The sequence below is a fragment of the Variovorax paradoxus genome (assembly GCF_022009635.1).
GTDB lineage: Bacteria > Pseudomonadota > Gammaproteobacteria > Burkholderiales > Burkholderiaceae_C > Variovorax.
This window is the reverse complement of sequence record NZ_CP091716.1, coordinates 4,424,240-4,444,887: the sequence shown is the minus strand read 5'-3', so window position 1 is coordinate 4,444,887 and position 20,648 is coordinate 4,424,240. Positions and strand designations below refer to the sequence as shown.

The window sequence follows — 20,648 nt, the reverse complement described above, 5'->3', positions numbered from 1 at the left end:
ACAGCAGGGGGTGGAGGCTAGGCGTGGTGCATGACGATTGTGTGACAGCGTCACACAAGTCACCGTGGGATTACCGTCATTTTCCCTCGACAGAGGGGTGTCATATTGATGTCACAGAAGCTTTTTAGAGTCCGTCCCAAGCCCGAAAGGGACTACTTCTTACTTCTAAAAGGAAGCTTCATGAAAACGACGTTCAAATTTGCAACCGCCGGTCTCCTGGCCGCGATGTTCACCATTCCCGCCTTCGCGCAAGACGTGACCGGCGCCGGCGCCAGCTTCCCGGCACCGCTGTACGCCAAGTGGGCTTCCGACTTCAACAAGGCTACCGGCGTCAAGATCAACTACCAGTCGGTCGGTTCGGGCGCCGGCATCAAGCAAATCGAAGCCAAGACCGTCGATTTCGGCGCTTCGGATGCTCCCCTGAAGGACGACGAACTGCAAGCCAAGGGCCTGATGCAGTTCCCCACCGTCATCGGCGGCGTGATCCCCGTGGTCAACATTCAGGGCATCAAGCCCGGTGAACTGAAGCTCAACGGCCAAGTCCTGGGCGACATCTACCTCGGCAAGATCACCAAGTGGAACGACCCCGCCATCAAGGCGCTGAATGGTTCGCTGGCTCTGCCTGACGCCGCCATCGCCCCGGTCCGCCGCGCCGACGGTTCGGGCACCAGCTTCCTGTTCACCAACTACCTGAGCAAGGTCAACGCCGAGTGGAAGAGCAAGGTCGGCGAAGGCACGGCCGTGAACTGGCCCACCGGCGCGGGCGGCAAGGGCAACGAAGGCGTTGCCGCTTTCGTGAACCGCCTGCCCAACTCGATCGGCTACGTCGAATACGCCTACGTCAAGCAAAACAAGATGACGTACGCGCAAATGCAAAACGCCGCTGGCACCTTCGTGTCGCCCGACGACACCGCCTTCAAGGCCGCTGCTTCCGGCGCCGACTGGAGCAAGACCTTCTACCAGGTGCTGACCAACCAGTCCGACAAGGGCGCATGGCCGATCACCGGCGCGACCTTCATCTTGCTGCACAAGGTGCAAGACAAGCCCGCCAACGCGACCACCGTGCTGAAGTTCTTCGACTGGGCCTACAAGAGCGGCGACAAGACGGCCGACGAACTCGACTACGTGCCGATGCCTGACGCCGTGAAGGCATCCATCGCCAAGGCATGGGGTGATGTGAAGGATGCGTCGGGCAAGGCCGTCGCTTACAAGTAAAACAACCCATCAGTCCAGAACGGCGCGCCCATGAGCAATTCTTCGCTCGAGGACGCGCCGCTTTCGTCTTTGCCGGAGCGACCCGTGTCATCCACCTTTCCCGCCGCAGGCGCCTCCCTCGACCTCGCGGCCGAGCGCGGCCGCGTTACCGCCCCTCCGCCCCCCGTCAAGGCCCCGCGCTCCGGCCCGATGGCCGACCGTTTGTTCGGCTGGGCTGCCAAGGGCGCCGCGCTGCTGACGCTCGCGATGCTCATCGGCATCCTGGTGTCGCTGATCGTCGGCGCATGGCCCGCCATTTCCAAGTACGGCCTCGGCTTCCTCACGAGCAGCGTGTGGGACCCGGTGAAGGAGGAGTACGGCGGCCTGGTCATGATCTACGGCACGCTGGCCACCTCGATCATCGCGCTGGTCATCGCTGTGCCGGTGAGCTTCGGCATTGCACTCTTTCTTACTGAACTTTCGCCCAACTGGCTCAAGCGCCCGTTGGGTACGGCCATTGAACTGCTGGCGGCGGTGCCGTCCATCGTCTATGGCATGTGGGGCCTGCTGGTGTTCGGCCCGATCCTGTCGACCTGGGTGCAGCAGCCGCTGCAGAAGCTGCTGACCGGCGTGCCGTACCTCGGCGCCTTGGTGTCCGGCCCGCCCGTGGGCATCGGTATTCTGTCGGCAGGCATCATCCTCGCGATCATGATCATCCCGTTCATCGCCTCGGTGATGCGCGATGTGTTCGAAGTGACGCCACCGCTTCTCAAGGAATCGGCCTATGGCCTGGGTTCGACCACCTGGGAAGTCGTTTCCAAGGTCGTGCTGCCCTACACCAAGGCCGGCGTGATCGGCGGCATCATGCTCGGCCTCGGCCGGGCGCTGGGTGAAACGATGGCGGTCACGTTCGTGATCGGCAACATGAACCAGCTCAATTCCCTTTCCGTGTTCGAGGCTGCCAACAGCATCACCTCGGCACTCGCCAACGAATTCGCCGAAGCCGGCGCCGGCCTGCACCAGGCTGCACTGATGTACCTCGGCCTCGTGCTGTTCTTCATTACCTTCGTCGTGCTGTCGCTGTCGAAGATGCTGCTTGCCAAGATGAAGAAGAGCGAAGGAACCAAGTCGTGAGCACCACCGCGCAAAACCTCCTGAGCGCCAAGGCGCTCGCCGAAATGCGCCAGGCCAAGTTCGCCTCGCGCAACCGTGTCAACAAGATCGCACTGACGCTGTCGCTCGCCGCGATGGCATTCGGCGTGTTCTGGCTGGTCTGGATCCTGTGGGAAACGCTACGCCAGGGCGTCGGCGGCCTGGCCATCGCCACCTTCACCGAAATGACGCCGCCGCCGAACGAGGCGGGCGGTATCGCCAACGCGATCTTCGGTTCGTTCGTGATGGTGATGCTGGCCACCTTCGTGGGCACGCCCATCGGCATCATGGCCGGCATCTACCTGGCCGAGTACAACCCCAAGGGCTGGCTGGCCTCGATCACTCGCTTCGTCAATGACATCCTGCTGTCGGCGCCGTCGATCGTGATCGGCCTGTTCGTCTATGCCGTGGTGGTGGCCTACTTCAAGACCTTCTCCGGCCTTGCCGGCTCCATCGCACTGGCGCTGATCGTGATTCCGGTCGTGATCCGCACCACCGAGAACATGCTGCAGCTGGTGCCCCCGGGCCTGCGCGAGGCAGCCTACGCACTTGGCACGCCGAAGTGGAAGGTCATCATCAGCATCACGCTGCGCGCGGCCCGCGCCGGTGTGGTCACCGGTGTGCTGCTGGCCGTGGCCCGCATCGCTGGCGAGACCGCGCCGCTGCTCTTCACCGCGCTGAACAACCAGTTCTGGACCGCCGACGTGAGCCAGCCGATGGCCAGCCTGCCGGTCACGATCTTCAAGTTCGCAATGAGCCCGTACGAGAATTGGCAACAGCTGGCATGGGCCGGCGTGTTCCTGATCACCGTCGCCGTGCTCGCCCTCAATATCCTGGCGCGGGTCCTGACGCGCAACAAACACTAAATCAAGAAGACGCCAACATGCCAAACACCGTCGCACAACCGTCGCGCTCGAAGATTTCGGTCAAGGACCTGAACTTCTACTACGGCAAGTTCCACGCGCTCAAGGGCATCAACCTCGAGATCCCCGAGAACAAGGTCACGGCCTTCATCGGCCCGTCGGGCTGCGGCAAGTCGACCTTGCTGCGCACCTTCAACCGCATGTTCGAGCTCTACCCCGAGCAACGCGCCGAAGGCACCATCGCCCTCGACGGCGAGAACCTGCTCACCTCCAAGCAAGACGTGGCGCTGATCCGCGCCAAGGTCGGCATGGTGTTCCAGAAGCCCACGCCGTTCCCGATGTCGATCTACGACAACATCGCCTTCGGCGTGAAGCTGTTCGAGAACCTCTCGGCCAGCGAAATGGACGACCGTGTCGAATGGGCCCTGAAGAAGGCCGCCCTGTGGACCGAAGTGCGCGACAAGCTGCAGCAAAGCGGCTCGGGCCTCTCCGGCGGCCAGCAGCAGCGCCTGTGCATCGCACGCGGCATCGCCATCAAGCCCGAAGTGCTGCTGCTCGACGAACCCTGCTCTGCGCTCGACCCGATCTCCACCGCGAAGATCGAGGAACTGATCGCCGAACTGAAGAATGAATACACGGTGGTCATCGTGACGCATAACATGCAGCAGGCCGCCCGCTGCAGCGACTACACCGCCTACATGTACCTCGGCGACCTGATCGAGTTCGGCGCCACCGAACAGATGTTCTTCAAGCCGCAGCGCAAGGAGACCGAGGACTACATCACCGGCCGCTTCGGTTGAAGTCAAAGGAGACAAAATGACCGAGAAACACCTTTCCAGCCAGTTCGACAGCGAACTCAACGGCGTCTCGTCGCGCGTGATGGAACTCGGCGGCATGGTCGAGTCGCAGATTCACCAGGCCGTGTACGCGCTGCTGCAGTTCGACTCCGAAGCCGCTGACCGCGTGATGGAGACCGAGCACCGTGTCAATGCGATGGAAATCGACATCGACCGCGAGCTGTCGTCGATCATCGCGCGTCGCCAGCCCACGGCTCGCGACCTGCGCCTGCTGATCGCCATCAGCAAGACCACCGCCAACCTCGAACGCGTGGGCGACGAGGCCAACAAGATCGCGCGCATGGTCAAGTCGATCATCGAGAGCGGCGCGGCACGCCAACTGCCCACGACCGAGCTGCGCATCGCTGCCGACCTGGCTTCGGGCCTGCTGCGCACCGCGCTCGACGCCTTCGCCCGGCTCGACACCGCCGCAGCGCTGTCGATCCTGAAGGACGACGACCTGATCGACCGCGAGTTCGACGGTTTCGTGCGCAAGCTGGTCACCTACATGATGGAAGACCCGCGCACGATTTCCGCCAGCCTCGACCTGCTGTTCCTGGCCAAGGCCATCGAACGCATCGGCGACCATGCCAAGAACATCGCCGAATTCATCATCTACATCGTCAAGGGTGCCGATGTGCGGCACACTTCGATGCAAGAAATAGAGTCCGCGCTGCAGTAACAACGGCGGCAAGACTCCCAAGAAAGCAATGAAGAAACCCCGAGTCCTGATCGTCGAAGACGAGTCCTCGATCGCCGAGCTGATCGCCGTCAACCTGCGCCATAACGGCTTCGAGCCGATCTGGTCGGAAGATGGTGCCGCAGCCCAGCGCGAGATCGACGCCTTCCTGCCGGACCTGATCCTGCTCGACTGGATGCTGCCCGGCCAAAGCGGCCTGCAGCTCGCGCGCCAGTGGCGCAAGGACCCGCGCACCAAGGCCATCCCGATCCTGATGCTGACGGCGCGCGGCGACGAGCCAGACAAGGTCGCGGGCCTCGACGCCGGTGCCGACGACTACATCACCAAGCCTTTCTCTACCCAGGAAATGTTGGCCCGCATCCGCGCGGTGCTACGCCGCCGGGCGCCGGAAGTAGTGACGGAGCGCGTCGAAATCGGCGAACTGGCGCTCGACACCTCCACTCATCGCGTGACCTGGCAGGGCGGCGCCCTCAAGGTCGGCCCGACCGAATTCAAGCTGCTGGCTTACCTGATGCAGCATGCCGAGCGCGTGCACAGCCGGGCCCAGTTGCTCGACAAGGTGTGGGGCGACCATGTCTACATCGAGGAACGCACAGTCGATGTGCACGTCAAGCGCCTGCGTGAATCGCTGGGCGCGGCAGCGCCCATGGTGGAAACCGTGCGCGGAGCCGGCTACCGCCTGACCGCTCAAGTCACGGTTTGAGCGCCGTGGCTTCCTTTGGCTGCGGGCGCGGATAATCGCCCGCCATGCCTTTCCGTATTGCTACATTTTTAATAGCGTCCCTTGCGATCGGAGCGGGCGCTGTTGCCGCTTTCGGCTGGAAATTCGGCTGGTTGGGTGCCTGGTTGGGCGCGGTGCTGTGGCTGGGATTCGATGCCTGGCGCGCACAGCGGCTGCTGCAGGTGCTTCGCAACGACGCAGTGGGCCTGCCGGCGCGTGGGCCGGGTGTGTGGGGCGAGTTGTCCGAGCGAATCCGCAAGCTGCTGCGAGACCGCGAGCAGCAGACCCGGCAGGCCGAAGACCGGCTGCAGGAGTTCCTGGCCGCCATCCAGGCATCGCCGAACGGCGTGGTGCTGCTCGACGAGCAAGGCCGCATCGAATGGTGCAACCAGACGGCAGCCAGCCAGTTCGGCATCGACGCGGAGCGCGACCTTGCGCAGCACCTGGCCAACCTGGTGCGAGACCCGGCTTTCGTTGCCTACCTCGCGTCGTGGAACTACAGCCGCGACGTCATCATCGACGCCTTCGGCCCGGGTCATGCGCACCAGCGCAGCCACCTCGTGCGGCTGTCGGTGCAGGTGCATCCTTATGCGGGCAACCGCCGCATGCTGCTGACGCGCGACATCACGGCGCTGGAGCAGGCGGAAGCCATGCGCCGCGATTTCGTGGCGAACGTGTCTCATGAGATCCGCACGCCGCTGACCGTGCTCGCGGGCTTTGTCGAAACGCTGCAGAACCTGCCGCTCGATGCGGACGAGCGCACGCGCTACCTGTCGCTGATGGGGCAGCAGTCGCACCGCATGGAAACGCTGGTGAACGACCTGCTGACGCTGTCGCGGCTGGAGGGCAGCGCGGCGCCTTCGGGCAACCAGTGGATCCGCATCCGGGCCCTGCTGGCGCATTGCGAGGATGAGGGCCGAGGACTGTCGGGCCGATTGGCACCGCTGGGCCACCGCCTTTCGTTCACCATCGATGCAGAGTCCGAGGTGTCGGGCGCGCCGACCGAACTGCAGAGCGCGATGTCGAACCTGCTGAGCAACGCCATCCGCTACACGCCCGGTGGCGGCGAGGTGGCCGTCAGCTGGCGGGTGCTGCCTGACGGGCGCGGTGAATATGCGGTGAAGGACACGGGCCCCGGCATCGCGGCTGAGCACATTCCCCGCCTGACCGAACGCTTCTACCGCATCGACCGCAGTCGTTCGCGCGAGACCGGTGGTACCGGGTTGGGCCTTGCCATCGTGAAGCACATCGCGCAACGCCACGGCGCCGAGTTGCGCATCGAAAGCACGGTGGGCAAGGGCTCTCGCTTCGCGCTGGTGTTCCCGGCTGCGCGTGTCCGGGAAGCGCGACTGCTGGCCAAGCAGCACTAAGCAGGCGGCACGGCGGCTTTCAGGCCGCGCGCTTCTTCATGGTCCAGCGCAGCAGGCTGATGAAGAACATGGCCGTCAGCGCCAGTGCGCCAGCACTCATCATCCAGAACGCCAGCGGCGATCGCATGGCTGTCCACGGCCCCAGGCCGTGATACGCAAGCAGGTAGCTGCCGCCGAGTCCCAGGCCCCAGAGCATCGTGCAGTAGATGACCAGCGGCGCCAGCGTGACCCGGTAGCAACGCAGCAGGAACACGCACAGCGTTTGCATGGCGTCGGCCAGGTGATAGGCAGCCACGGCCAGCATCAGCGACGCTGCCAAGGCGACCACTGCGGGGTTGTCTGAATACACGTTGGCCAACGGATGGCGGAAGGTGACCAGCGCAGTCGAGAACAGCAGCGCGCACAACACGGTCTGCTCGAATCCCAGCCTGCATGCGTGGCGCGCCCGCATGGCATCGCCGGCGCCGAGCCAGAAGCTCACGCGCGCGCTGGTCGCGATCGAGAGCGACAGCGGCACCATGTATGCCACCGCCATCAGGTTCGCCGCGATCTGGTGCGCCGCCGCCGCAGCAGTGCCCAGGCGCGCGATGAACAGCGCCATCAGCGTGAACGAAGTCACTTCGACCAGCACGGCCAGGCCTCCCGGCACGCCCAGCTTGGCGAACAGGCGGATCTGGTGCCAGTCGGGCTTCTCGAGGCGTTCCCACAACCGATAGCCGCGATAGAAGGGACTGCTGCGCAGCAACCAGATCGCGCAGGCGAGCATGGCCCAGTTCACGCACAGCGTGGCCCAGCCGCAACCCACCAGCCCCATCGCGGGCAGGCCCGCACCGCCGAAGGTGAACCAGATCGAAAGCGGCAGCTTCACGAACAGCGAGCCCAACTGGAGCCACGTCACGAGCTGCGGCTTGCCCAGGCTCTGGTTCAGCGTGCTGAACAGGCGAAAGAGCAGGGCTGGTGCCAAGGCGAAGGCCAGCACGCGCAGGTACATCTCCACGTCGCCGCGCATTTCGGGGGGCACCTGAGTCAGCCGCAGCACCGCGGCGGGTGCCAGCAGCGCGGCCATGCCCACCACGATCGCAATGGCAGCGAGGTACAGCGATTGCCGCACCGAGCGGCCCACTTCGTTGCTTCGCCCGGCGCCGTGCAGTTCAGCCCACACAGGCAGCAGCGCCTGCAGCACACCCATCAGCGAGACGTACACGCTGACGAAAATCGCGGCGCCGACCGACAGTGCGGCCAGTGCGCCCTCGGAGTAGCGGCCGGCGATGATGGTGTCGGTCACGCCGAAGGCCATCACGGCCAACTGGCCGACCAGCACGGTGCCGGCGTGCCGAGCGATCAGGCCCCTTTCGCCGCTGGGTGCGCTCACTGGGGCGTGATCTTCTGGTAGAGCAGCAGGTCGTCGGCCGGGCTGCTGGGACGGCGAAGGGTGCCGCTGAAGCGCCATTGATCGAAGGGGATGATCGTGTGCAGGCGCTCGATGGTCTCCGGGCTCGCCAGCAGCCAGGGGCAATCGGTGCCCAGCAGCAGTGGCTGCAGGTTGAACTGGCCGTGGTAGCGCAGTGCTGCGATGTGCGGGCGGCTCAACGCGAGTTCCGCGATGCAGTTCGGCTGGCCGACGCGTTCGGCCACGGCGTGCACCTGCGGCACGTAGCTGCGCGCGTAGTCGATCGGGGGCAGCCACAGCGTCATCAGCAGCATCCAGCACAGCGCCGTGCCGCCGGCCGGCAGCACCAGCGTTTTCCAGAGGGCCGCGCGATGCCGCCCGGTGCGCCAGCGCACCAGCCAGCACCAGGCAATGGTCGCGGCTGCAGCCAGCACCACGGCGATGGGCGAGAACTCGGGCACGAAGCCGGGCACCAGCCGGGTCACGCTGGCTGCTGGCTTGGGCGGCACGCCGGTCTGCATGGCGATCCAGTAGATCCAGCCGAGCAGCGCCAGTCCGCTGAAGAAAAGCACGTTGAACCAGTCGACCAGTGCTGCAGCGCTGCGGCGGAAGGTGGGCAGCGCGAATGCCGCCAGCGTGGCAAAGGCGGGCAGCGCCAGCATCAGCGAGCGGTCGGAGAAGTCGGTCGTCCAGGTCGCGGCCAGCGGCACCAGCGCGAACCAGAACGGCAGCGCCACATGGCGCGCATTGAGTTGTCGGCGCCACCGCCACAGCGTCCAGATCGCGAGAGGCCAGACCGGCCATGTGAACCACAGCAGCAGCTTGGCCTGGCCGCGGATGTCGCCGAACAAGGAGCCGCCGGTCAGCGTGATCTTCCATTGCGGGAGGCCGAGTGCGAACACCAGCACCGCGGCCAGCGCGGTGACGCTCGCCATCGTTGCGAAGGCGCCAAGGGTGTAGCCGGGGCCGTCGTCGGAATCGATATCGAATTCGGTCCGGTTCTTTGCCACGCTGCGGCGCTCGTAGGCGATGTACAGCGTGCTGCCGATGGCCAGTGCCAGGCCGACCGTGGGCGCACCGCTCAAGGTGATGCCCAGGGTGCCCACGATCAGCGCGATCACCGGGCCGGCTCGGCGGTACGGCAGCGCGGCGACGCCGTAGAACAGGTACGAGGCGAAGAATAGCTGCGCGAGCGCGGGTGTGGTCTCGTGGCCGAGTTGGGCCAGGCCGAGGCAGGCGATCAGCGCCAGCAGCCCACCGTCGGCGATGGCGCGTGCGTAGTCGGTAGGACGCGCTTCACCGCCGAAAGCGAAGGCCACGGGCTGGGCGCGCGCGGTGCGGGCCAGATAGTAGACGGCGTACCAGGTGGCGGTGAACGTGCCCCAGAGGAGGAATGCAAACGCGATGCGCACCGCCAGATCGGGGTTGAGCCACGAGGGAGCGATCTTGATGGCCCAGGCACCGATCCAGTACGGAACCAGCGCGGGGGTCTCGGGGCGAAGGCCCAGCAGCAACGGGTCGAACCAGCGCGAGATGCCTTCAGTGGTGCGGGCCAGTTCGGCCATGTAGCCGAAGGCGGTGATGTCCGCGCTTTTCCATGGCCCCCGGCCGACCAGGCCCGGCAGCAGGTAGGCCGCGCACAGCAGCAGCAGTGCGATGCGCGGCAGCCGGCGCACGGCACTCTGGGCAACGATCGCTGGGGTGGGTTGGTTCAAAAGTGGCGGGAGGCAGGTTTCAGAAACAAAAAGGGCAGCGCGGTAAACCGGGCTGCCCTCGACGCAAAAGCGCGTGCTTTACTTCGAAGCGGCGCCGGTGGTCTTGCCGAAGCGGTTGCGGAACTTCTCGACGCGACCGCCCATGTTGTCGACCGACTTCTGGGTGCCGGTGTAGAAGGGATGCGATTCGCTGGTGGTGTCCAGCTTGAACAGGGGGAGCTCGCGGCCGTCTTCGGTCTTGCCCATTTCCTTGGTGTTCGCGCACGAACGGGTCACGAACTTGAAGCCGTTCGACATGTCGACGAACAGAACTTCGCGGTAATTCGGGTGGATGCCTTCTTTTGCCATGCTATTTCCTTTTGCGCTGTTGGAATCAATGCGCGGTCGATGCGAGAGCCACCAGTGCGCCAGTCTTTTGACGCGCCGCCCCAGGCAAGCCTGGGAAGCCGGGCGACGCTGCCCGGCCGCACTTTTCGCGGAGCCCATGATTATCGCATACTGCCGCTTTTCCGAGCAAACCAGCCCTCCCATGACTGTTACAACCTTGCGCGCCGGCCTCGTCGGCTATGGCTTTGCCGGCCAGACTTTCCATGCGCCCGTGCTTTCTGCGGTGCCAGGGCTCGAATTGGCCGCGGTGGCGAGTTCGCAGCCGGCCAAGGTCCAGAAAGACTGGCCGGGCGTGGCCGTGGTTTCCGACGTGGCGGCGCTGGTGGCCCGATCGGACATCGATCTTGTCGTAGTTGCGACACCGAATGCCCAACATTTTCCGGTCGCCAAGGCCGCGCTGGAAGCCGGCAAGCATGTGGTGGTCGACAAGCCTTTCACGCTCGATGTGGCCGAGGCCAGGGCGCTGCATGCGTTGGCCGAGCGCAACAAGCGCGTGCTGGCGGTTTATCAGAACCGCCGCTTCGATGCCGACTTCCTGACACTCAAAGACATCCTGGCAAGCGGCGAACTGGGGCGTCCCGTGTACATGGAGTCGCATTTCGACCGTTTCCGGCCCGAGGTGAAAGTGCGCTGGCGCGAGCAGGCGGTGCCGGGTTCCGGCCTCTGGGTGGACCTGGGCGCGCATCTGGTCGACCAGACCGTGCAACTGTTCGGCCGTCCCGACACGATCCAGCTCGACACCGCCGTGCTGCGCGACGGCGCCGTGGTCGAGGACTACTTTCACGCCGTGCTGCGCTACGAAAGCGGACCGCATGCGCCGCTGCGCGTGGTACTGCACTCGACAACGCTGGCAGCCGAAGCCGCACCGCGCTACATCGTGCATGGCACGCGCGGCAGTTACCTCAAGCATGGCGTCGACACGCAGGAAGACGCGCTGCGCTCAGGGCAGAGGCCGCCGGCCGAAGGGTGGGGCGCCGACCCGCTCGATGGCGAACTCACGCTGGCCGAAAGCGACGGTACGTCCGGCAAACGCGGCGTGCCCACGCGCGCGGGCAACTACGTCGACTACTACGCCGCGGTGCGTGACGCCATCCTGGGCAAGGGCCCGAATCCTGTGCCGCCTGAGCAGGCCGTCGCGCTCATGGAGCTGCTCGACCTTGGCCGCCAGAGTGCGCTCGAAGGCCGTGCAATCGCTGTAGCGCGCCCATGAAAAAAGCGCGTTGGCCCCAACGGGTCAACGCGCTTTCGCGGACAGAGCGAAGTGGTGCTCAGCCGCCGCGACGCATCATGTCGAAGAACTCGACATTGGTCTTGGTCGCCTTCATGTTCTTGAGCATCAGCTCCATCGACTCGATCTCGTCCATGTTGTACATGAGCTGGCGCAGGATGCGGGTCTTCTGCAAGATCTCGGGTGCCAGCAGCAGCTCTTCGCGGCGGGTGCCGCTGCGGTTGAGCTGGATCGAGGGGAACACGCGCTTTTCGTACAGGCGGCGGTCGAGGTGGATTTCGGAGTTGCCGGTGCCCTTGAACTCTTCGAAGATCACTTCGTCCATGCGGCTGCCGGTGTCGATCAGCGCGGTGCCGATGATGGTCAGCGAGCCGCCTTCTTCCACGTTGCGCGCGGCGCCCAGGAAGCGCTTGGGGCGCTGCAGGGCGTTGGAATCGACACCGCCGGTCAGCACCTTGCCCGACGAGGGCACGACGTTGTTGTAGGCGCGGGCGAGGCGGGTGATCGAGTCGAGCAGGATCACCACGTCCTTCTTGAGTTCGACCAGGCGCTTGGCGCGCTCGATCACCATTTCGGCGACGTGCACGTGGCGCGCTGCGGGCTCGTCGAAAGTCGAGGCAATGACCTCGCCCTTCACCGTGCGCTGCATTTCGGTCACTTCTTCGGGGCGCTCGTCGACGAGCAGCACCATCATGTGGACGTCGGGGTAGTTGGCGCTGATCGCGTGGGCGATGTGCTGCATCATCACCGTCTTGCCGCTCTTGGGCGGTGCCACGAGCAGGGCGCGCTGGCCTTTGCCGATGGGGGCGATGATGTCGATGATGCGGCCCGTGATGTTCTCTTCGCCCTTGATGCCGTCGCGTTCGAGCTTCATCTGCTCCTTGGGGAACAGCGGCGTCAGGTTCTCGAACATCACCTTGTGCTTGTTCTGCTCTGGCGGACCGTCGTTGACCTTGTCGAGCTTGGTCAGCGCGAAGTAGCGTTCGCCGTCCTTGGGCGTGCGCACTTCGCCTTCGATCATGTCGCCGGTGTGCAGGTTGAAGCGGCGCACCTGGCTGGGCGAGATGTAGATGTCGTCCGTGCTGGCCGTGAAGCTGGTGTCGGGGCTGCGCAGGAAGCCGAAGCCGTCCGGCAGGATTTCGAGCACGCCGTCGGCGAAGACCTGCTCGCCGGCCTTGGCGCGCTTCTTGATGATCGCGAACATCAGCTCCTGCTTGCGCATGCGGCCGACGTTTTCGATCTCAAGCGCTTCAGCCTGCTTGAGGACTTCAGACACGTGGAGTGCCTTGAGTTCGTTTAAGTGCATGGAATGACCCCTCGCGGGGTAATCGAACGGAAAACGGGGGGAGGTTGGGTGTGAAGCGAGAACTGCTTCACCAACCGGGGAACTCGAACCGGTTGCCTAGGTAAGGGCCGGTGATCTGTTGGAGATTATGACAGGAAAAACGCGCCGGCCAACGCATTGCGCGCTGGCCGGGATGAAATGTCGCTCAGGCGAGTTGCTGGTCGATGAAGGCCGTGAGTTGCGCCTTGCTCATGGCGCCGACCTTGGTGGCGGCCAGCTGGCCGTCCTTGAACAGCATCAGCGTGGGGATGCCGCGGATGCCGAACTTGGCGGGGATGTCGCGGTTCTCGTCGACATTGAGCTTGGCGATTTGCAGCTTGCCTTCGTAGGTGGCGGACACTTCGTCGAGGATCGGGGCGATCATCTTGCAGGGGCCGCACCATTCGGCCCAGTAGTCGACCAGGACGGGCTGACTGGACTTGAGCACGTCGGCCTCGAAGGAGGAATCGGAGATGTGTTTGATGAGTTCGCTGGCCATGTGATGGATCCTTGTGCGCAGAGAGTTTCGGTGCAGCTAAAGTTCAGGTCATTGTGACAGAAACCAAGGGGTGGCGTGCCATGGGCGGCCGCTATGGCGGCGATAGCCAAAGCCCTTGTGCGTCACCTCTCCCACGCTCTCAAATCCCTCGATAGAACATGAATGAAGGCCACCCCGTCCAGGCCCTGTGGTGCGACCCCGCGGACGGCGTCGTCGCGCGGATCGTCCGCGCGCTCGCCGAGCGCGAATTGCACGCCGCCCGCACGGTGGTGCTGGTGCCCTACGCCCAGTTGATGGGTGTGGCGCGCGCCATGTGGGCGCGCTGCGGCAGCCCGGGCTTCGTGCCGCGCTTCGAAACCACGCACAACTGGGCCCGCAGCGCAGGCGGCTTCGTACCCACCGGCTACGACATCGCGCACGACATGGCGCGTGATCTCGTCACGGCACAGGCGCTGCTGTCGCAGGCAGGCTTCAGCGCCGAGCGCTTCGCGCTGGCCGGCCGTGTGGTCGAATTGGCCTATCAGTTGGTACCGCTCGCGGCCGCCGTGTCGCCCGACGATCGCGTGGGCGATTGGGCCGCCCGCGCGGCGCAGGTGGCGGAGGCGGGCAGCGAGTCCGAGTGGTTCCGCACCGAGAGCGCGCTCATCCGCATCGCCGTGGCCTGGGTCGCCACATCGGGCTATGCCACCGATGTGCTGCAGCGCGAGAGCACGCGCGCACAGGTCGATGCGCTCATCGTGCTCGAAGGCTTCCAGACCGATCCGCTCACCCAGGCGCTTTGCGCCCTCTGGGGAGACCGTGCCTTGCATCTCTCGCTGGTTCCCACCGATGCGCCGGCCGAAACCGCAGCCTCGCACGTAGCGCTCGATCCTGAGGACGAGGCCGAGCGCGCGGCCGCCTGCGTGCTGCGCCACCTGGCCGAAGACCGCGCGCCGGTCGCGCTGGTGGCGACCGACCGCGCGCTCACGCGCCGTATCAGCGCCCAGCTCAAGGCACAGGGCGTCATCACCCACGACGAGACCGGATGGAAACTTTCGACCACGCGCGCCGCCGCCACGTTGATGAGTTCGCTGCGCGCCTGCACCCATGACGCCAGCAGCGACCAAGTGCTCGAATGGCTCAAGAGCGGTGCCGACGGCGACGCGCTGATCATCCAGTCGCTCGAGGCCCGCCTGCGCCGTGAAGGCGTACGCGACTGGTCCGCCTGGTCCGCCTGGTGCGCGCTGGTGGCACGCAGCGAGAAACCGCACGACGCCACGCTGATGACCTTCACCGAGGCCATCGAGGCCCGCCGGGCCCCCATGACCCGTTCCCGGCCCCTGGCCGAGTGGCTGCGCGCGCTGCGCGAGCTGCTGGAGGCGGGCGAGCAGTGGGAGCCGCTCAGCGAGGACATGGCCGGCGGCAAGGTCATCGGCGCGCTGTGGCTCGATGCCGGCGCCCATGGCGACGACGAAGAATTCCCGGGCGGGCGCCACACGCTCGCCGAGTTCACCGCCTGGGTCCGCGATGTCTTGGAGGATGCGAGCTTCGTGCCCCCCGCCGGCGACCAGGCACCGAAGGTCGTGGTGCTGCCGCTTTACCAACTGCTGGGCCGCGCCTTCGGCGCGGTCGTCATCCCTGGCTGCGACGACCGCCGTCTGCCCGCATCGCCCGAGCCGCCCGGCAACTGGAGCGCGGCACAACGCGCCGACCTGGGCCTGCCTTCGCGCGACGCCTTGGAAGCCGCGCAGCGCGCGGCCTGGGCCATGGCGCTGCACAACCCGTCATGCGAATTGCTGTGGCGCCAGTCCGATGCCAACGGCGAGCCCGTGCGCCCCAGCCCGCTGGTGCAGGCCCTGCACCTCGACCACGCCTTGCGGCCCGCCACCGACCCGCGATTGCCGCGCGAGGTCGCCGTGCAGCCGACCGAATACCCGAAGCCTTCCGGCGCGCTGCTGCCGCTGCAGAACATCTCGACCAGCGTGTACGAGGACCTGCGGCGCTGCCCGTACCGCTTCTTCGCGCTGCGCCAGCTTGGCCTGCGCAGCGCCGACGAGCTCGATGCCGAGGTCGACAAGCGCGACTTCGGCAACTGGTTGCACGCCGTGCTCGGCCACTTCCACCAGGCGCTGACCGAGACACCGACGCAGGACGCCCAGGAGCGCGCCGCGTTCATCGAGGAGGCCGCACGCCGGGCCACGCGCGAACTCGGCCTGTCCGACGCCGAGTTCCTGCCGTTCGCGGCGGCATGGCCCGCAGTGCGCGACGGCTACCTCCAGTGGCTGACGGGCCACGAGGCCAGCGGCGCGGTCTTCGTCGAATCCGAGCCCTGGAAGGAACAGCCGCTGGGCGACCTGCGCCTGATCGGCCGGCTCGACCGCATCGACCGCATGCCCGACGGCCAGCCCTTCGTGATCGACTACAAGACCGAGTCCGCCTCCGTCAGCAAGGAGCGGGTGAAAGACCCGACCGAAGACACGCAGCTGGCCTTCTACGCGGCGCTGGTGGCCGACGACACCTTGCGCGCGGCCTACGTGAACGTGGGTGAAAAGTCCTCCGGCACGCAGACCGTCGAGCAACCTGCCGTGGTGGAAGCGCGCGACGCGCTGGTCGCCGGCATCATCAGCGACTTCACGCGCATCGCACAGGGTGCGCCGCTGCCGCCGCTGGGGGAGGGCGCCGTCTGCGACTACTGCGCCGCACGCGGCCTCTGCCGAAAAGACTTCTGGGAGGTGGCGCAATGAACGGCGCAGCCTACGAACACAACGGCCGGCACGTCACGCGCGAAGCCTTCTACGTCGTCGCGTGCGACCCGCGCCGGTCGGTGGCCGTCGAGGCCTGCGCGGGCGCGGGCAAGACATGGATGCTGGTATCGCGCATCCTGCGCGCACTGCTCGAAGAAGGCGATTCCGCCTGCGAGCCGCACGAGATCCTGGCCATCACCTTCACCAAGAAGGCTGCCGGCGAAATGCGCGAGCGGCTCGATCAGTGGCTCGAAGATTTCGTCGAGCGCACGCCGGAAGAGCTGGTCGCGCAACTCGTCATGCGCGGCGTCGAGCCTGCGGCGGCACTTGCGGCGGTTCCACGCCTGAAGGGCCTCTACCGTCGCCTGCTCGAAGGCGGCCGGCCGGTGCAGTTCCGCACCTTTCACGCATGGTTCGCGGGCCTGCTGCGCAATGCGCCGCTGGCGGTGCTGCGCGAACTGGGCCTGCCGTCGAACTACGAGCTGCTCGAGGACGATGCCGAGGCGCGCAGCCACACGTGGCGCCCGTTCTTCGAGGCCGTCACCGCCGACAGGAATGCGCTGGCCGACTACTACGCCGTCGTCGCCACGCACGGCCGCTCGCAGACGGCCAAGGCGCTGGGCGAGGCGCTGTCCAAGCGCGTCGAGTTCTCGCTGGCCGACGCAGAGAACGCGGTGCAGCATTTCAGCGCCTTCTATCCCTCGCTCGATGGGCTCGAGGAGCCGACCGACGCCCTGCGCGGCAGTGCGGTGCGACAGCGCTGGCTCGACCGTGCCGCCGCACTGGGCAAGGAGTCCAACAAGACGCCGCAGAAGGCCGCCGAGGCCATCATCGACATCTTCGGCACGGGCGAGCCCGAAGCTGGCGCACTGCCGGCCGCGCTGGCGCACCTGCGCAAGAACTTCTTCGTGGCCACGGAAGACCGGCTCAACAAGAACCTGCAGAAGTTCCCCGCCGCCCAGGAGGCCGAGGCCGAATTGCAGGTGCTGTGCGGCGCGCAGGCCCAGCATGCCGCCTGGCTCTACCAGCAGCGCATGACGCGCCTCACGCGCATCCTGATCGCGGCCTTCGCCGACGTGAAGCGCGCGCACGGCTGGGTCGACATGAACGATGTGGAGCAGGCGGCCCAGTTGCTGCTCGGCCAGTCGGCACTTTCGGGCTGGGTGCAGGAGCGGCTCGACGCGCGCATCGCGCACCTGCTGATCGACGAGTTCCAGGACACCAACCCGCTGCAGTGGCAGGCACTCTACGGCTGGCTCAGCGCCTACACCGGCGCGCAGGGCCGGGCGCCGCGCGTGTTCATCGTGGGCGACCCGAAGCAGAGCATCTACCGCTTCCGCCGTGCCGAGCCGCAGGTGTTCATTGCCGCCAAGAAGTTCGTGCGCGAAGGTCTCGACGGCGAGTTGCTGAACTGCGACCACACGCACCGCAATGCGCGCGCCGTGGTCGGTCTGGTCAACTCGGCGATGCTGGCCGCGCAGGATGCCGGCGAATTCGACGGCTACCGCGCCCACACCACCGAGCGCAAGGACGAGGGCGAACTGCTCAAGCTCCCGGCCATCGACCGCGATGCGCTCGGCGCCGCCGAGGCCGCACCAGCCGACGACGGCATGCTGCATTGGCGAGACAGCCTCGTCACGCCGCGCGTGCTGCCCGAAGAGCAACTGCTGCAAAAAGAATGCGAGCAGGCCGCGCAGTGGGTCGCGCAGCGCATCGCCGACGGCACGCCGCCGCGGCAGATCATGGTGCTCGCGCGTCGTCGCAGCCGGTTGTCGGCCATGCAGGACGCGCTGCGCCAGCGCCACATCCCCGTGCAGCAGCCCGAGAAGAACGAACTGCACGACGCACCCGAAGTGCAGGACGTGGTCGCGCTCATCGACGCACTGGTGTCGCCTGCCCACGATCTTTCGCTGGCGCGGGCGCTGAAGTCGCCGGTGTTCGGCATCGGCGACGACGCGTTGGTGCAACTGGCGCTGCGCCAGCGGGAGCGCCCGTCGTTCAACTGGTTCTCGCTGATCCAGAAAAGCGAAGACCTGCCAGCGGAACTGACGGAGGCGGGCGTCAAGCTGCGCAAATGGCAGCGCTGGCTGATGACGCTGCCGCCGCACGATGCGCTCGACGCGATCTTCAACGATGGGGATCTGCTCGCGAAATTCGGTGCGGCGGTGCCGGCGCCGATGCGGCAAAGCGCGTTGGCCAATCTGCGTGGCGTGCTGACCGCATCGCTCGACATCGACGGCGCGCGCTTCACCACGCCCTATGCCTTGGTGCGCTCGTTGCGCGCAGGCGGTGTGCGGGCGCCGTCCGTCGCCGCGCCCGACGCGGTGCAACTGCTCACCGTGCATGGCGCCAAGGGCCTGGAGGCCGATACCGTGCTCATGCTCGACTGCGATGCCCCGCCGCCGCGCGCCCAGACCATGGGCGTGCTGGTCGAGTGGAAAGGCAGCGACAGCGCGCCGACGCGCTTCGTGTTCCTTGCGAGCGAAAAGACGCCGCCGGCCTGTGCCGCGGCGTTGCTCGAGGAGGAGCAGCGCGCCCGCCATCGCGAGGAGCTGAACGGTCTCTATGTGGCGACCACGCGGGCGCGCGAGCGGCTGGTGTTGTCCTCGGTGCGCCCCGCGCGGGCCAACGAGGGCAGCTGGTGGACGCGGCTGGAGCCGCTGTGCGAGCCCACGGAGGCCGACGAGCCGCTGGTCGCGCTGCCGACGGAGAGCGGCGCGGGCAGCTTCTCGATGAAGAAAATGCCCGAGGCGCCTGTGCCGGTCGAAGTGCCCTCCACCAGGAAAGCCGCCGCGACCGCCACCGTCGACGCCCGCGCCGCGGCCTTCGGCCAGGCCATGCACCGCTTGCTCGAATGGGCAGTGCCGGGGGAGCCTCTGCCCGCCGCCCATGTGCGTGCCGCCGCCCGCGAATTCATGCTCGATGCGCAGCAGGCACGCGGCGCCGCCGCACTGGCCCAGCGCATCCGCGCCGGAGAGGGCGCCTGGGTGTGGGACGATCGCAGGGTCGACTGGCATGGCAATGAAGTCACGCTGGTGCATGAAGGCGAGACCTTGCGCATCGACCGTCTGGTGCGCGAGCGCGACGGCGGCGCCTGGTGGATCCTCGACTACAAATCCGCGGCGCGTCCCGAACGGGACGCCGCGCTGATCGCACAGATGCAGCGCTACCGCGCGGCAGTGCAACATGCCTATCCCGGTGCCACGGTGCGCGTCGCGTTCCTGACCGGGCAGGGCGAACTGGTAAATCTCGAATGAATGTTTCTCCTGCCGTTGCCGTGATCGGCGGCGGACCCGCCGGCCTGATGGCGGCCGAAGTACTGAGCGCATCCGGTGCGCAAGTGCATGTGTACGACGCAATGCCCTCGGTGGGCCGCAAGTTCCTGCTGGCCGGGCGTGGCGGCCTGAATCTCACGCACTCGGAGCCTTTCGACGTGTTCATGAGCCGCTTCGGCGAGCGCCGCGCGCAACTCCAGCCGATGCTCGAGAAGTTCGGTCCGCAGCAGGTGCGCGAGTGGGCGGCGGGGCTGGGCATCGAGACTTTCGTCGGCACCTCGGGCCGCGTGTTCCCGACCGACATGAAGGCTGCGCCGCTGCTGCGTGCGTGGCTGCATCGGTTGCGCGCGGCGGGCGTGCAATTTCATATGCGGCATCGCTGGCTGGGCGAGGGCGCAATCGACCTGGGCGCGTTGCGGTTCGCGACGCCGGCCGGCGAGGTCACCGTGAAAGCCGATGCCGTGGTGCTGGCGCTGGGCGGCGCGAGTTGGGCGCGCCTTGGCTCCGACGGGGCATGGGCGCCGTGGCTGCTGTCCAAGGGCGTGGAAGTGGCACCTCTGTTGCCTGCCAATAGCGGCTTCGATGGCGCGGGGTGGAGCGAGCATTTTTCGAGCCGTTTCGCGGGGCAGCCGTTCAAATCGGTCGCGATCTCGTTCACCGACAGCCAGGGACGTCATTTCGCGCGCAAGGGCGAGTTCGTCGCGACAGCCACGGGCATCGAAGGCAGCCTGGTCTATGCCGCATCTGCGCTGCTGCGCGACGAGATTGCCGCGAACGGCAGCGCGACGCTGCTGCTCGACTTGCTGCCCGATCGCACGCAGGAGCAGGTGCTCGCGGCGGTGAAGCATCCGCGCGGTGCGCGCTCGTTGAGCAGCCACCTCAAGAGCCGGCTCGGCATCGAGGGCATTAAGGCGGGCGTGCTGCACGAGGCGCTGAGCAAGGAAGCGATGCAGGACCCCGTGCAACTGGCGACCACGATCAAGGCCGTGCCGCTGAAGCTGGTCGCGACACGTCCGGTGGACGAGGCGATCAGCACGGCGGGCGGGGTGCGCTTCGACGCGCTGGACGCGGCGCTGATGGCGAATGCGCTGCCCGGCATGTTCGCGGCAGGGGAGATGCTGGATTGGGAGGCGCCGACCGGCGGTTACCTGCTCACGGCGTCGATGGCGAGCGGCGCTGCCGCGGCGCGCGGCGCTATTCAGCGGCTGGGGCTGTAGAAGCCCCGCGCCGTATCGGAGTTTTCGCTGAGTGAGTTTGCAAGCTCCGTTTCA

16 protein-coding genes are annotated in these 20,648 nt (G+C 66.5%); 11 read left to right on the top strand and 5 right to left on the bottom strand.

What is annotated here, in order from left to right; all coding sequences use genetic code 11:
• Window positions 1-180: 180 nt before the first annotated feature.
• From pstS to phoR, 7 genes are read left to right on the top strand one after another with little or no spacing between them, the layout of a single operon-like run.
• Window positions 181-1,215, top strand: a complete 1,035-nt coding sequence (pstS, locus tag L3V85_RS20575) for a phosphate ABC transporter substrate-binding protein PstS (RefSeq protein WP_237674566.1) — start codon at window positions 181-183, stop codon at window positions 1,213-1,215.
• Between the two features lie 30 nt (window positions 1,216-1,245).
• Window positions 1,246-2,328 (top strand): phosphate ABC transporter permease subunit PstC, encoded by a 1,083-nt coding sequence (gene pstC, locus L3V85_RS20570; protein ID WP_237674565.1) that lies wholly within the window; start codon window positions 1,246-1,248, stop codon window positions 2,326-2,328.
• On the top strand, window positions 2,325-3,212 hold the full coding sequence (gene pstA, locus L3V85_RS20565) for a phosphate ABC transporter permease PstA (protein ID WP_272933907.1): 888 nt from the start codon (window positions 2,325-2,327) through the stop codon (window positions 3,210-3,212). The genes pstC and pstA overlap by 4 nt, the downstream gene beginning before the upstream one ends.
• Before the next feature lie 17 nt (window positions 3,213-3,229).
• Window positions 3,230-4,009, top strand: a complete 780-nt coding sequence (gene pstB, locus L3V85_RS20560) for a phosphate ABC transporter ATP-binding protein PstB (protein ID WP_021007056.1) — start codon at window positions 3,230-3,232, stop codon at window positions 4,007-4,009.
• 16 nt (window positions 4,010-4,025) lie between these two features.
• On the top strand, window positions 4,026-4,727 hold the full coding sequence (gene phoU / locus L3V85_RS20555; protein WP_237674564.1) for a phosphate signaling complex protein PhoU: 702 nt from the start codon (window positions 4,026-4,028) through the stop codon (window positions 4,725-4,727).
• 28 nt (window positions 4,728-4,755) lie between these two features.
• Complete coding sequence (phoB, locus tag L3V85_RS20550; RefSeq protein WP_007836652.1) at window positions 4,756-5,448, top strand: phosphate regulon transcriptional regulator PhoB; 693 nt, start codon at window positions 4,756-4,758, stop codon at window positions 5,446-5,448.
• Between the two features lie 44 nt (window positions 5,449-5,492).
• A complete protein-coding gene (gene phoR / locus L3V85_RS20545; protein ID WP_237674563.1) occupies window positions 5,493-6,836 on the top strand; it encodes a phosphate regulon sensor histidine kinase PhoR in 1,344 nt (447 codons plus the stop codon).
• A 19-nt stretch (window positions 6,837-6,855) separates the two neighbouring features.
• Here phoR and L3V85_RS20540 read toward each other — a convergent pair whose 3' ends face one another.
• The 3 genes from L3V85_RS20540 to L3V85_RS20530 form a co-directional block, all read right to left on the bottom strand.
• Entirely contained in the window at window positions 6,856-8,208 is a 1,353-nt protein-coding gene (locus tag L3V85_RS20540) for an MATE family efflux transporter (RefSeq protein ID WP_237674562.1), read from the bottom strand.
• Window positions 8,205-9,941 carry a hypothetical protein gene (locus L3V85_RS20535; protein WP_237674561.1) on the bottom strand — a complete coding sequence of 579 codons (1,737 nt, stop codon included), beginning with the start codon at window positions 9,939-9,941 and terminating at the stop codon, window positions 8,205-8,207. Before L3V85_RS20535 ends, L3V85_RS20540 begins: the two co-directional genes overlap by 4 nt.
• 78 nt (window positions 9,942-10,019) lie before the next feature.
• Window positions 10,020-10,289 (bottom strand): type B 50S ribosomal protein L31, encoded by a 270-nt coding sequence (locus L3V85_RS20530; protein WP_237674560.1) that lies wholly within the window; start codon window positions 10,287-10,289, stop codon window positions 10,020-10,022.
• A gap of 181 nt (window positions 10,290-10,470) precedes the next feature.
• On the opposite strand from L3V85_RS20530, the gene L3V85_RS20525 reads away from it, so the two are divergent.
• The gene (locus L3V85_RS20525) at window positions 10,471-11,538 is read left to right on the top strand and encodes an oxidoreductase (protein ID WP_237674559.1); all 1,068 of its coding nucleotides are present in this window, start codon (window positions 10,471-10,473) and stop codon (window positions 11,536-11,538) included.
• Between the two features lie 58 nt (window positions 11,539-11,596).
• Here the strand turns inward: L3V85_RS20525 and rho are convergent, their stop codons facing one another.
• Both rho and trxA read right to left on the bottom strand, forming a co-directional pair.
• On the bottom strand, window positions 11,597-12,862 hold the full coding sequence (rho, locus tag L3V85_RS20520; protein WP_081266259.1) for a transcription termination factor Rho: 1,266 nt from the start codon (window positions 12,860-12,862) through the stop codon (window positions 11,597-11,599).
• A gap of 184 nt (window positions 12,863-13,046) precedes the next feature.
• Window positions 13,047-13,379, bottom strand: coding sequence for a thioredoxin TrxA (gene trxA / locus L3V85_RS20515; RefSeq protein WP_042578306.1), 333 nt, complete (start codon window positions 13,377-13,379; stop codon window positions 13,047-13,049).
• A gap of 158 nt (window positions 13,380-13,537) precedes the next feature.
• On the opposite strand from trxA, the gene L3V85_RS20510 reads away from it, so the two are divergent.
• Genes L3V85_RS20510 through L3V85_RS20500 form a run of 3 tightly spaced genes read left to right on the top strand, consistent with a single transcriptional unit; the run spans window position 13,538 to window position 20,594 of the window.
• A complete protein-coding gene (locus L3V85_RS20510; RefSeq protein WP_237674558.1) occupies window positions 13,538-16,102 on the top strand; it encodes a PD-(D/E)XK nuclease family protein in 2,565 nt (854 codons plus the stop codon).
• Window positions 16,099-19,359: a UvrD-helicase domain-containing protein gene (locus L3V85_RS20505; RefSeq protein WP_237674557.1), complete on the top strand. Its 3,261-nt coding sequence runs from the start codon at window positions 16,099-16,101 to the stop codon at window positions 19,357-19,359. The genes L3V85_RS20510 and L3V85_RS20505 overlap by 4 nt, the downstream gene beginning before the upstream one ends.
• Window positions 19,356-20,594: a TIGR03862 family flavoprotein gene (locus tag L3V85_RS20500; RefSeq protein ID WP_237674556.1), complete on the top strand. Its 1,239-nt coding sequence runs from the start codon at window positions 19,356-19,358 to the stop codon at window positions 20,592-20,594. The genes L3V85_RS20505 and L3V85_RS20500 overlap by 4 nt, the downstream gene beginning before the upstream one ends.
• Window positions 20,595-20,648 lie beyond the last annotated feature (54 nt).

What these genes read in the sequence shown, in the direction of transcription:
- L3V85_RS20525 (WP_237674559.1), top strand. Translation starts at nt 10,471, where the DNA reads ATGACTGTTACAACCTTGCGCGCCGGCCTCGTCGGCTATGGCTTTGCC.
- phoU (WP_237674564.1), top strand. Translation starts at nt 4,026, where the DNA reads ATGACCGAGAAACACCTTTCCAGCCAGTTCGACAGCGAACTCAACGGC.
- pstS (WP_237674566.1), top strand. Translation starts at nt 181, where the DNA reads ATGAAAACGACGTTCAAATTTGCAACCGCCGGTCTCCTGGCCGCGATG.
- rho (WP_081266259.1), bottom strand. Translation starts at nt 12,862, where the DNA reads ATGCACTTAAACGAACTCAAGGCACTCCACGTGTCTGAAGTCCTCAAG.
- pstC (WP_237674565.1), top strand. Translation starts at nt 1,246, where the DNA reads ATGAGCAATTCTTCGCTCGAGGACGCGCCGCTTTCGTCTTTGCCGGAG.
- L3V85_RS20500 (WP_237674556.1), top strand. Translation starts at nt 19,356, where the DNA reads ATGAATGTTTCTCCTGCCGTTGCCGTGATCGGCGGCGGACCCGCCGGC.
- L3V85_RS20510 (WP_237674558.1), top strand. Translation starts at nt 13,538, where the DNA reads ATGAATGAAGGCCACCCCGTCCAGGCCCTGTGGTGCGACCCCGCGGAC.
- L3V85_RS20530 (WP_237674560.1), bottom strand. Translation starts at nt 10,289, where the DNA reads ATGGCAAAAGAAGGCATCCACCCGAATTACCGCGAAGTTCTGTTCGTC.
- pstB (WP_021007056.1), top strand. Translation starts at nt 3,230, where the DNA reads ATGCCAAACACCGTCGCACAACCGTCGCGCTCGAAGATTTCGGTCAAG.
- L3V85_RS20505 (WP_237674557.1), top strand. Translation starts at nt 16,099, where the DNA reads ATGAACGGCGCAGCCTACGAACACAACGGCCGGCACGTCACGCGCGAA.
- trxA (WP_042578306.1), bottom strand. Translation starts at nt 13,379, where the DNA reads ATGGCCAGCGAACTCATCAAACACATCTCCGATTCCTCCTTCGAGGCC.
- phoR (WP_237674563.1), top strand. Translation starts at nt 5,493, where the DNA reads ATGCCTTTCCGTATTGCTACATTTTTAATAGCGTCCCTTGCGATCGGA.
- phoB (WP_007836652.1), top strand. Translation starts at nt 4,756, where the DNA reads ATGAAGAAACCCCGAGTCCTGATCGTCGAAGACGAGTCCTCGATCGCC.